We start from the raw sequence: 11,538 nt of genomic DNA, 5'->3' as shown, positions 1-11,538 counted from the left end.
ATTTGAGGATATTAAGGGCGCATTATGGCGTGGATGTGCCCCGAATGGGTGAGTTGGATTTACAAACCGATGTGCTGTTGGGGTCGGGGAACGAGTTGGGAATTCAAACCCGGATCACTTGCGGTCCGAGCAGTGCGTACCGATGGGCCTCGGCCGCCGGGAGGAGCGTGCTCGTCACGATCGTCTCCAGGGCGCCGATCTCGGCGAACCGGCAGAAGCTGACCGCGCCGAACTTGGTGTGCACCCCCGCGAAGACGGTGCGCCGGGCGGCGCGGATCGCCTGGGCCTTCACCTCGCTGACCGCCGGGTCGGGAGTGGTCAGGCCCTGTTCGCGGGAGATGCCGTTGGCGCCGATGTAGGCGAGGTCGAGGACGAAACCGGCGAGCATCTTCGTCGTCCAGTGGTCGACGGTCGCCAGTGTGCCGGGGCGGACCCGGCCGCCGAGCAGCAGGACGGAGACGTTCTCCGCCTCGGCGAGCGCGCCGGCGACCGGCAGGGACGCGGTGACCACGGTCAGCGGCCGGTCCCCGGGCAGGTTCTCGGCGATGAGCTGTGGGGTGAAGCCCTCGTCGACGAAGACGGTCTCCGCGTCCCCGACCAGCTCGGCCGCGGCGGCCGCGATCCGGCGTTTCTCGGGTACGTGGCTGGTGGCGCGGAAGGCGAGCGTCGTCTCGAACCCGGCGCTCTCCACCGGATAGGCGCCGCCGTGTGTGCGGCGCACCAGGCCGTGGTCCTCCAGGGCGCGCAGATCGCGCCGGATGGTTTCCTTGGCCACCCCCAGCTCGGCGGCGAGCACGGTGACGTCGACCGCGCCGGTGGCGCGCGCCGACCGCACGATCTCGCGCTGGCGTTCCTCCGCCGTCCTGCCGTCCATACCTCGCACCTCCCGCCGTGTGCCCGTTCGGGCCCTGTGAGGCCCATGAGGGAATTTGTACAGCGGGGTCCGGGCACTGAACAGGCCTGTTGCCTGCCCGATACTGCCCGGGTGTGCCCGTTCCGCCTCGGGAGTGCCCGGCTCGGACCTGCGGGGCCGCGCACTCGGGCGTGGGATCGGGCGGGGTCCGTGCCCGAACACGGCGGCGGGGGGGGGCGGGGGGGGGCCCCCCCCCCCCGGGGGGGGGGGGGCCCGGCGGGGCCCCCCCCCGCCGCCGTGCGGGGTCGTTTCCCGCCGGTCAGTACGGCCAGATCGGCGGGTCGCTCACGAAGGGGCCGCCGAGGTGGGTGTGCGCCGGGTTCTCCGGATCCAGCTCGCCGTGCTCGGCGACGAGCTTCTCGGCGTACGGCTCGGAGTCGTCCCGGGGTTCGTAGCCGAGCGCCCGCGCGGTGGTCAGGTCCCACCACAGGCGCGTGTTGGCGGAGGAGCCGTAGACGACGGTGTGGCCGACGTCCTCGGCGGTCAGGGCCGCGTGGAAGAGGCGGGCGCCGTCGGCCGGGCTCATCCACACCGAGAGCATGCGCACGCCGGTCGGCTCGGGGAAGCAGGCGCCGATGCGCACGGAGACGGTCTCCAGGCCGTGCTTGTCCCAGTAGAGCTGCGCGAGGTCCTCGCCGAAGGACTTGGACAGGCCGTAGAAGGTGTCCGGGCGGCGCGGGGTGTCGATCGGGATCAGCGCGCTCCGGTCGAAGGGCGCGTCCCCCCGGGGAGCCGGGGTGAAGCCCACCGCGTGGTTGGACGAGGCGAAGACGATGCGCGGCACGCCCTCCTGGCGGGCCGCCTCGTACAGGTTGTAGGTGCCCTCGATGTTCGCCCTGAGGATCTTCTCGAAGGGCGCCTCCAGGGAGATGCCGGCGAGGTGCAGGACCGCGTCGACGCCCCGGACCGCCTCGCGCAGCGCTTCCTTGTCGGCGAGGTCGGCGGTGATCGCCCCGGGCGCGTCCTCGATGGGGCGCACGTCGAACAGGCGCAGGTCGTAGCCGTACTCCGGGAGCAGGCCGCGCATCAGGGTGCCGAGCCCGCCTGCGGCGCCGGTGAGCAGAACGGTGCGGGGTGCGGGCATCCTGGGTCTCCTTGGCTCGGGCGGCACGTCCACATCCGACTACCTGTCCGTCATTCACATTCATGGACACGTTAAGGAGGGGTCGCGCACCGGGTCAAGTGTGCCGTGGAGTGCGGAAATCCGCTCGCGTGTTGCGCATTTGCGTGCTTGACCGGCGTTGCGTGGGGCCCTTAGCGTGGATGTGTTCAGAAATATAGACGTCGATCAGAAGTATGCACCGACAGGGAGAGCCCGTGACGCCAGCCCCTCTCGCCGCTCGTCTCAGCGACCCCCGGGGGCCGCTGTTCTTCCCCGTCACCGCGTACGGCCCGGACGGCTCGATCGACCTCGACGTCTACCGCACGCACGTGCGCCGGGGCGTCGACGCCGGGGCCGCCGCCGTGTTCGCCTGCTGTGGCACCGGCGAGTTCCACGCCCTGCTGCCCGAGGAGTTCGAGGCGTGCGTACGGGCGGCCGTCGAGGCGGCCGAGGGGCGCGTACCGGTCGTCGCGGGCGCCGGATACGGCACCGCGCTCGCCGTGCGCTACGCGGCGCTGGCGCGGACGGCCGGGGCCGACGGACTGCTGGCCATGCCGCCGTACCTGGTCGTCCCCGGCCAGGAGGGCCTGCTGCGCCACTACCGGCAGGTCGCGGCGGCCACCGAGCTGCCCGTGATCGTCTACCAGCGCGACAACGCGGTGTTCACCCCCGAGACGGTCGTCGAGCTGGCCCGCACCGAGGGGATCATCGGCTTCAAGGACGGCCTGGGCGACCTGGACCTGATGCAGCGGATCGTCAGCGTCGTCCGCACCGAGGCCCCCGGCGACTTCCTGTACTTCAACGGCCTGCCCACCGCCGAGCAGACCCAGCTCGCCTACCGCGGCATCGGTATCCGCCTGTACTCCTCCGCCGTGTTCTGCTTCGCGCCCGAGATCGCCCTCGCCTTCCACCGGGCCCTGGAGACGGGCGACCAGGACACCGCCCATCGCCTGCTGGACGGCTTCTACCGCCCGTTCGTCGACCTGCGCGCCCAGGGCCGCGGCTACGCCGTCGCCCTCGTCAAGGCGGGCGTACGGCTGCGCGGCCTGGACGTGGGGGAGGTGCGGCCCCCGCTGCACGAGCCGGCCGAGGACCATGTCAAGCAGCTCGCCCAGCTGATCGAGCGCGGCTACGCACTGCTCGAGGAGGACGCGTGAAGGCGTCGGCGTTCGTCTACCCCTGGGACGTCAACGGGGACCCTCAGGCCGCCGCGCGGATCGCCGGACTCGGCGTGGAGCAGGTGACCCTCGCCGCCGCCTACCACTCCACGCGCGCGCTGACCCCCCGCCACCCCCGCCACCGCATCGTCACCGCCGAGCACGCGGCGGTGCTCTACCCCGTCGACCCGCGGCGCTGGGAGGGCCGCACCCCGCGCCCGTACCCGGCCGGCGACTGGGCCCCCGGCGACGCCTTCGGCGAGGCCGCCGACGCCCTCACGGCGGCCGGCCTGGAGGTGCACACCTGGGTGGTCCTCGCGCACAACTCCCGCCTCGGCGCCGAACACCCCGGCACCTCGGTCGTCAACGCCTACGGCGACCGCTACCCCTGGGCGCCCTGCATCGCCCAGCAGGCCACGCGCGCGTACCTCGTCGACCTGGCCGCCGAGGCCGCCGTACGGCCCGGGGCACGCGGCACGGAACTGGAGTCCCTCGGCTGGTACGGGCTCCAGCACCTGCACGCCCACGACAAGACCTCCGGCGTCGGCCTGGGCGAGGCCGGGCAGTACCTGATGGCGCTGTGCTTCTGCCCGGACTGCCGCGCGGGCTACGCCGGAGAAGGCCTGGACGCCGACGAACTGGCGGCCTCGGTACGGGACGCGCTGGAGCCCCTGTGGCAGGGCACGGCGGCCGAGGACGGGGGCTGGGCGGGCGTGGAGAAGCTCCTCGGCGAGGAGACGGCGGCCGCCACGCGCGCGTGGCGCGACCGGACCGCCCGCACGCTCCAGGAGGACGCGGTCGCCGCCGTCCGCGCCGCCGCGCCCGAGGGCTTCCAGGTGCTGCTCCACGCGGACCCCGTGTCCTACCACTGCGGCGCCAACCCGGGAGTGGACCCCGCGCACATCCTGTCCGTCGCGGACGGCGTGGTCGTCCCCTGCGCGGGCGGTACGGAGCCGCTGACGCCGTTCGCCGGACAGGGCCGGGCGGGCGCGGTGATCGCCGCCAACTTCACCGTGGTGTCCGGCATGGGCGGCAGCCCGGCCACCCTCGCGGCAGACGCGGCGCGGGCACGTGCGCTGGGCGCGACGGAACTGCGGCTCTATCACGCCGGGTTGGCGTCGGACGGGGACTTGGCGGCGGTGCGGGAGGCACTGCGCTGAGCCAGTGACCCGGCGGTGGCGAGCAGCGCGCCGCCGAGGAGCACCAACAGCAGCCGGTGGTCGACGAGTTCGACGAGGGCGGCCCCGACGGTCAGGCCGATCACATTGGGCGTGAACATCAGCGTGCCGGCGGTCGCGGTCGCCCGCCCCAAGGCGTCGGCCGGGATCTCGCGCTGTACGGCGGTGTAGGCGGCGATCAGCACACAGGGCAGCCCGAGCCCGCCCGCCGCACTGCACGCCAGTACCACCGCGTCGTACGGCACCGCCCGCGCGGCCACCGCGACCGCCGCCAGCGCGATGCCGTACGCCGCGAACCGGCGCTCGCCGAGCCGCCGCAGCGCGGGCCCGGACACCAGCCCGACCGCGACCGACCCCACGCCCTGGACGGCGTACATCACGCCCGTGTAGGCGGGGGAGCGGCCGAGGGCGTCCACGACGGCGTAGTTCAGGCTGCTGCCGAGCGAGGTGAGGCACATGGTCGTCCCGCCGGCCAGGACGAGCGGACGGAGCGTGGTGTGCGCCCCCAGACGCCGGGCGCCCTCGGCGGTCTGCCGCCACCAGCCGTCGCCGGCCGGCGCGGAGTGTTCCTCGCGGACCCGGAGCAGCGCGCACAGTCCCGCCGCCAGCACGAAGGTGCCGGCGTCCAGCATCGCGACGCTCGGCCCGCCGTACGCCGTGTACAGCGCGGCGCCGGTCAGCGGTGCGACCAGCTTCATGCCCTCGCGGGCGGTCATCCGCAGGCCGTTGAAGTCGCCGAGCAGGGCGGGGTCGACGGCGGCGGCGACGAGGGCGGAGTTGGCCGCGTCCTCGACGACGCCTGCCGCGCCGTAGCAGACGAGGACGGCGAGGAGCAGCGGGACGGAGGCGGGGGAGTCGACGGTCCACAGGGGGAGCAGGAGCCCGGCGAGGCCGAGGTTGACGCAGATCAGAAGGGGTTTGCGGCGGACCCGGTCGGCGAGGGTGCCGAGGGCGGGGCCGAGGAGGGTGGGGGCCCAGAGGGCGGCGGTGCACAGGGCGGCGAGGCCGTTGGATCCCGTGAGGTCCTTGACCCAGACGCCCGACACGAGCCAGAGCGCGGAACTGCCGAAGCCGGACACCACGACGCCGGTGAGACAGAGGGCCGCGTTGCGGTCGCGGAGCAGGCGGGTCACGGTCCAGGAGGTGGTCATGCCTGCTCATCGTGGGTCTAAGGCATGCCCGGGAGCATCGGGCAGGTGCCTTAGAAAGGGAGTCGGCCCACCGATGAGTTTCCCGGCGCGGGCCGGTCCTTCCTCCGTACCGGTACCGCACACCCTAAGGAGCAAGGTCATGACAGACACGATCCTCGACCTCGGCCCACAGACCCTGGTCGTGGCGCGGCTCGCCGAGGCGGTGACCGACGAGCGGCTCTCGGCCGTCACGCCGTGCCCGGACCTCGCGGTGCGCAACCTGCTGGGGCACCTCGCGGGCCTGGCCGCCGCCTTCCGCGACGCCGCCCGCAAGGACCTGGGCGCCACCACCGACACCGGGCCGGACGCCGCCGTCCCGGACATCGGCCCCGGCTGGCGCGAGGAACTGCCCAAGGTGCTCGACGAACTCGCCGAGGCCTGGCGCGACCCGGCCGCCTGGACCGGGATGACCCGGGCGGGCGGCGTGGACCTGCCCGGGGCGGTCGCGGGGGCCGTCGCCGCCGACGAACTGGTCATCCACGGCTGGGACCTGGCCCGCGCCACCGGCCAGGAGTACATCCCCGACCCGGCCGCGCTTCAGGCCGCGCACGGCTTCCTCCTCGCGGCGGCCGAGAACTCCGGCGGCAGCGGCATCTTCGGCCCGGTCGTCCCCGTCCCGGCCGGCGCACCGCTGCTGGACCGGGCGCTGGGGCTGAGCGGACGCGACCCGGGGTGGACGCCGATGCCGTGAACTGAGTCAGGACGGTACGGCGGCACGTACTCTCCTGGCGTGCCCCTCACCCTCACCGTCCTCGGCACCGCCTCCCCGCACCCGGGTCCCGGCCGCCCCTGCTCCGGGTACCTGCTGCGCGGCGGGGGTGCCGAGGTGTGGGTGGACGCCGGTACCGGAACCTTCGCGGAGTTGCAGCGGCACACGGACCCCGCACGGCTGACGGCGATCTGGATCTCGCACCTGCACGCCGACCACAGCGCCGACCTGCTCGCCGCCGCCTACGCCTTCGCCTTCGGCGGACTCGCCCCGCCCGCGCCGATCCCGGTGTACGCGCCGCGGGACTGCGCCCGCCGGCTGGCGGGCTTCTTCGACCGGCCGGACGTGGTGTGGCTGAGCCACGTCCTGGACTTCCGCCCCCTGTATGACGGCCACGTCGTCCAGCACTGGAACCTCCGCCTCACCACCCGCGCCGTCGTCCACGACGCCGAGGCGTACGGCCTGCGCGCCGAGTCCCAGGGCAGCGTCCTGGCGTACTCCGGGGACAGCGGCCCCTGCGCCGCGCTGGGCGAACTCGCCGTCAACGCAGACCTGTTCCTGTGCGAGGCCGACATCAATGAGCATCGCGAAGGCGAACAGGTCCATCTGACACCTGAGGACGCCGGGCGTGTCGCCCGGGAGGCGGGTGTGGGGGAGTTGCTGATCACCCACGTCGGACCGACGCTCGGCCGCGAGACCGCGACCGCGCGCGCCGCCGTGATCGCCGGCCGGCCCACCGACACCGCCCGCGAGGGCGAGACGCGAACCGTCTGACCCTGGGGCCCTCCCGCGCTTCATCCCTCTGCCCTCCTGCCTCGGCAACCTCAACTTCCTTTGCCGGAAGCATTGACGAAACACATGCCCCCTCCTAGTTTCATCGCGTCGTACTTCGTACGTCATATATGAGACGCGATACGCGAGATCAGATACGCGACACCCGAGAGGCGCGCATGACCTCTGTGCCCACGCCGATCCCGTCCCGCACGCAGTTCGTGCTGGAGGGGATCAAACACCGCATCCTCACCGGGCAGCTGACGCCCGGCCAGGCCCTGGTCGAGACGGAGCTCGCCGCGCAGTTCGGGGTGTCCAAGACCCCGGTGCGCGAGGCGCTCAAGACGCTGGCCGGGACCGGGCTGGTGGTGATGAACCAGTACAAGGGCGTCACGGTGCGCATGGTGGACGCGGACATGGCGAGCGAGGTCTACGACGTGCGGCTGCTGCTCGAACCGGAGGCCCTCAGGCGCGCCGTGCGCCGGGGCGCCTCCCTCGACGACGCCCGGGACGCGCTGCGCCGGGCCGACGCGGCCGGTGACACCGCCGAACGCTCGCTGGCCAACCGGGAGTTCCACCGCGCGCTGTACCTGCCCTGCGGCAACCCGCTGCTCGGCCGGATGCTCGACGAGGTCCGCGACCAGGCCGCCCTGGTCTCGGCCGTGGCCTGGGCCGCCGACCCCTCCTGGGAGCGGGAGGCCGAGGAGCACCGGGAGATCCTCCGGCTCGCCCTGGCGGGTGAGGCGGACGGCGCGGCGGCCGCCCTGCACGCGCACATCGCGTCGTTCGTGCGGCGCGCGTTCCCCCACGCCCAGGTAGAGGAAGGTCAGGAATGAGCGCGACGTTCGAGACCCAACGGGCCGCCCTGGCCGACGTGGTGGCGATCCCGGTGACCCCGTTCACCGCGGACGGCGACGTCGACCGGGACACCCACCGGGCCCTGCTGCGTCGTCTGCTCGACGGCGGCATCACCACCCTCACCCCGGGCGGCAACACCGGCGAGTTCTACGCCCTCACCCCCGAAGAGCGCCTTCTCGTCACGGAGTCGACCCTGACGGAGGCCGGGGAGCGCGCCGTCGTCCTGGTGGGCGTCGGGCACGACGTGCCGACCGCCGTCGCCTCCGCGCGGCACGCCCGCGAGCACGGCGCGCAGATGGTGATGGTCCACCAGCCGGTCCACCCGTACGTCTCCCAGTCCGGCTGGGTCGACTACCACCGCGCCATCGCCGAGGCCGTCCCCGAGCTGGGCGTGGTCCCGTACATCCGCAACGCCCAGCTCACCGGCGCCCGCCTCGCCGAACTCGCCGACGCCTGCCCGAACGTGATCGGCGTCAAGTACGCGGTGCCGGACGCGGCCCGGTTCGCCGCCTTCGCCCGGGACGCGGGCCTGGACCGCTTCGTGTGGGTGGCGGGCCTGGCCGAGCCGTACGCCCCCTCGTACTTCTCCGCGGGCGCCACCGGCTTCACCTCCGGGCTGGTGAACGTCGCCCCGGCCGTTTCGCTGAACATGATCGAAGCGCTTCGATCCGGTGACTACCCGGCCGCCATGAAGGTCTGGGAGCAGATCCGCCGCTTCGAGGAACTGCGCGCGGCCCACGGCTCCGCCAACAACGTCACCGTCGTCAAGGAGGCGCTCGCCTCCCTCGGACTGTGCCGCCGCGACGTCCGCCCGCCCAGCAGGCCGCTGCCCGAGGACGAACGCGCCGAGGTCGCCGCCATCGCCGCCGGGTGGGCCATATGAAGAAGCCGGAAGAGCTCCGAAGCCACCAGTGGTACGGCACCGACGGACTGCGCTCCTTCAGCCACCGGGCCCGCACCCGCCAGCTCGGCTATCTGCCCGGGGAGCACCTGGGCAAGCCCGTCATCGCGATCCTCAACACCTGGTCCGACATCAATCCTTGTCATGTACATCTAAGAGACCGGGCGCAGGCCGTGAAGCGCGGCGTGTGGCAGGCGGGCGGCTTCCCCCTCGAGTTCCCGGTCTCCACCCTCAGCGAGACCTTCCAGAAGCCGACCCCCATGCTCTACCGCAACATGCTCGCCATGGAGACCGAGGAACTGCTGCGGTCCTACCCGGTCGACGGCGCCGTCCTCATGGGCGGCTGCGACAAGTCCACCCCCGCCCTGCTCATGGGCGCCGCGAGCGTCGACCTGCCCACCGTCTTCGTGCCGGCCGGGCCCATGCTGCCGGGGCACTGGCGCAATGAAGTGCTCGGCTCCGGCACCGACATGTGGAAGTACTGGGACGACAAGCGCGCCGGCCTCATCGGCGACTGCGAGATGACCGAGCTGGAGAGCGGCCTCGCCCGCTCGCCCGGCCACTGCATGACCATGGGCACGGCCTCCACCCTGACCGCCGCCGCGGAGGCGCTCGGTGTCACCGTGCCGGGCGCGTCCAGCATCCCCGCCGTGGACTCCGGGCACGACCGGATGGCCGCCGCCTCCGGTCTGCGCATCGTCGAACTCGTCCACAAGGACCGCGGGCTCTCCCGCATCCTCACCCGTGAGGCCTTCGAGGACGCGGTGACCACGGTCCTCGGCCTCGGCGGTTCGACCAACGCCGTCATCCATCTGATCGCCATGGCCGGACGCGCCGGGATCCGCCTCACCCTCGACGACTTCGACCGCATCGCCCGCACGGTCCCGGTCCTGGCGAACGTCCGCCCCGGCGGACGGACGTACCTCATGGAGGACTTCCACTTCGCCGGCGGCCTGCCCGGATTCCTCTCCCGGATCACCGACCTGCTCCACCTCGACCGGCCGACCGTCTCCCACGACACCCTGCGCGAGCAGCTCGCCGGCGCCCAGGTGCACGACGACGACGTCATCCGGCCCCGGCACAACCCGGTGGCCGACGAGGGCGGGGTCGCGGTACTGCGCGGCAACCTCTGCCCGGACGGCGCGGTCATCAAGCACATCGCCGCCGAGCCCCACCTGCTCCGGCACACCGGGCCCGCGGTCGTCTTCGACGACTACCGGACCATGCAGCGCACCATCAACGACCCCGGCCTCGGCATCACGGCGGACAGCGTGCTCGTGCTGCGCAACGCCGGCCCCAAGGGCGGGCCGGGCATGCCCGAGTACGGCATGCTCCCGATCCCGGACCACCTGCTCAAGCAGGGTGTGCGCGACATGGTGCGGATCTCCGACGCCCGGATGAGCGGGACGAGTTACGGCGCCTGCGTGCTGCACGTGGCACCGGAGTCGTACATCGGCGGCCCGCTCGCGCTGGTCCGCACCGGGGACCCGATCACCCTGGACGTCGCGGCGCGCACCCTCCGGCTCGACGTGGACGACGAGGAGCTCCAGCGGCGCCGGGCGGAGTGGACGCCGCCGCCCACGCGCTACGAGCGCGGATACGGCGCGCTCTACAACGACCAGATCACCCAGGCCGACACCGGCTGCGACTTCGAGTTCCTCGCCCGCCCCGGCAAGGTCGCGGACCCCTACGCGGGCTGACCCCACGCACCACGGTGACGCCCCGGCCCCTGCGCACGAAGAAAGCGCTTCACCCGTACGAGAACGCACGAAACCGCATGAAACCGCACGAGACCGCATGACGCACCAGAACGGAGAACAGTCATGGCCCAAGCCGCAGCCGTGGCGAAACCGCCCGCGCCACCCCGGCGACGCCGTGCCTCCGCGACGCCGCGCAGGCTCCCGTACCTGCTGATCGCCCCGGCGGCCCTGCTCATGCTGGGCTTCATCGCCTACCCGGTCCTCAGCGTCTTCTACTACAGCCTCCAGAACTACAACCCCACCAAGCCGTGGCGGAACGGATTCGCGGGCCTCGACAACTTCACCCAGGCCTTCGCGCACGACCCCCAGTTCTGGGACACGCTCACCTTCAGCGCGAAGTGGGTGGTCGTCGAGGTCGGACTCCAGCTGCTCTTCGGTCTCGCCCTCGCCCTGATCGTCAACCAGACCTTCGTCGGCCGGGCCCTCGGCCGGGCACTGGTCTTCTCCCCGTGGGCGGTCTCCGGCGTGCTGACCTCCGCGATCTGGGTGCTGCTCTACAACTCCCAGACCGGCCTCACCCGTTACCTCGCCGACGCGGGCATCGGCTCGTACGGCACCAGCTGGCTCTCGGACACCTCGACCGTGTTCCCGGCGGCGGTGGTCGCCGACCTGTGGCGCGGGGTGCCGTTCTTCGCGATCCTCATCCTCGCCGACCTCCAGTCCGTCTCCAAGGACCTGTACGAGGCGGCCGAGGTGGACGGCGCCAGCCGGCTCAAGCAGTTCTGGCACATCACGCTGCCGCACCTGAAGGACGCCATCGTCCTGTCCACGCTGCTGCGGGCGGTGTGGGAGTTCAACAACGTCGACCTGCTCTACACCCTGACCGGCGGCGGCCCGGCGGGGGAGACCACGACCCTCCCGCTCTACATCGCCAACACCAGCGTCGACGCCCACAACTTCGGCTACGCGTCCGCCCTCACCACGGTCGCGTTCGTGATCCTGCTCTTCTGCTCGATCGCCTATCTGCGACTGAGCAAGTTCGGAGGTGGCGAGAAGTGA

Annotated in this window: 11 protein-coding genes; 8 read left to right on the top strand and 3 right to left on the bottom strand. The window is 72.6% G+C overall.

The features are described 5' to 3' along the window. Nucleotides 1-103 precede the first annotated feature (103 nt). Entirely contained in the window at nucleotides 104-874 is a 771-nt protein-coding gene (locus tag ABZ915_RS44335; RefSeq protein ID WP_361815723.1) for a DeoR/GlpR family DNA-binding transcription regulator, read from the bottom strand. 298 nt (nucleotides 875-1,172) lie between these two features. After that, the gene (locus ABZ915_RS44330) at nucleotides 1,173-1,997 is read right to left on the bottom strand and encodes an NAD(P)-dependent oxidoreductase (RefSeq protein WP_361815720.1); all 825 of its coding nucleotides are present in this window, start codon (nucleotides 1,995-1,997) and stop codon (nucleotides 1,173-1,175) included. A 233-nt stretch (nucleotides 1,998-2,230) separates the two neighbouring features. Here ABZ915_RS44330 and ABZ915_RS44325 point away from each other — a divergent pair, with 233 nt between their 5' ends. Next, nucleotides 2,231-3,172, top strand: coding sequence for a 5-dehydro-4-deoxyglucarate dehydratase (locus ABZ915_RS44325; RefSeq protein WP_361815717.1), 942 nt, complete (start codon nucleotides 2,231-2,233; stop codon nucleotides 3,170-3,172). Then, nucleotides 3,169-4,332: a hypothetical protein gene (locus tag ABZ915_RS44320; RefSeq protein ID WP_361815715.1), complete on the top strand. Its 1,164-nt coding sequence runs from the start codon at nucleotides 3,169-3,171 to the stop codon at nucleotides 4,330-4,332. Before ABZ915_RS44325 ends, ABZ915_RS44320 begins: the two co-directional genes overlap by 4 nt. Here ABZ915_RS44320 and ABZ915_RS44315 read toward each other — a convergent pair. Next, entirely contained in the window at nucleotides 4,275-5,501 is a 1,227-nt protein-coding gene (locus ABZ915_RS44315) for an MFS transporter (protein WP_361815712.1), read from the bottom strand. The two genes, ABZ915_RS44320 and ABZ915_RS44315, sit on opposite strands and share 58 nt — an antisense overlap. A gap of 139 nt (nucleotides 5,502-5,640) precedes the next feature. Here ABZ915_RS44315 and ABZ915_RS44310 point away from each other — a divergent pair, with 139 nt between their 5' ends. The 6 genes from ABZ915_RS44310 to ABZ915_RS44285 all read left to right on the top strand — a co-directional run bounded on the left by ABZ915_RS44310 (nucleotide 5,641) and on the right by ABZ915_RS44285 (nucleotide 11,538). After that, entirely contained in the window at nucleotides 5,641-6,231 is a 591-nt protein-coding gene (locus ABZ915_RS44310; RefSeq protein ID WP_361815710.1) for a TIGR03086 family metal-binding protein, read from the top strand. 39 nt (nucleotides 6,232-6,270) lie between these two features. Then, the gene (locus ABZ915_RS44305) at nucleotides 6,271-7,023 is read left to right on the top strand and encodes an MBL fold metallo-hydrolase (RefSeq protein ID WP_361815707.1); all 753 of its coding nucleotides are present in this window, start codon (nucleotides 6,271-6,273) and stop codon (nucleotides 7,021-7,023) included. A 176-nt stretch (nucleotides 7,024-7,199) separates the two neighbouring features. Further along, nucleotides 7,200-7,856 (top strand): GntR family transcriptional regulator, encoded by a 657-nt coding sequence (locus tag ABZ915_RS44300; protein WP_361815704.1) that lies wholly within the window; start codon nucleotides 7,200-7,202, stop codon nucleotides 7,854-7,856. Beyond that, entirely contained in the window at nucleotides 7,853-8,761 is a 909-nt protein-coding gene (locus ABZ915_RS44295; protein WP_361815701.1) for a dihydrodipicolinate synthase family protein, read from the top strand. The genes ABZ915_RS44300 and ABZ915_RS44295 overlap by 4 nt, the downstream gene beginning before the upstream one ends. Further along, nucleotides 8,758-10,479: an L-arabinonate dehydratase gene (gene araD / locus ABZ915_RS44290; RefSeq protein ID WP_361815698.1), complete on the top strand. Its 1,722-nt coding sequence runs from the start codon at nucleotides 8,758-8,760 to the stop codon at nucleotides 10,477-10,479. The genes ABZ915_RS44295 and araD overlap by 4 nt, the downstream gene beginning before the upstream one ends. Nucleotides 10,480-10,602: 123 nt before the next feature. Then, nucleotides 10,603-11,538, top strand: coding sequence for a sugar ABC transporter permease (locus ABZ915_RS44285; RefSeq protein ID WP_361815695.1), 936 nt, complete (start codon nucleotides 10,603-10,605; stop codon nucleotides 11,536-11,538).

Origin of the sequence: Streptomyces sp. NPDC046915 (assembly GCF_040644935.1) — a bacterium.
Taxonomy (GTDB): domain Bacteria; phylum Actinomycetota; class Actinomycetes; order Streptomycetales; family Streptomycetaceae; genus Streptomyces.
Note: the sequence above shows the minus strand (reverse complement) of the source record. Positions and strands in the feature narration are given on the sequence as shown.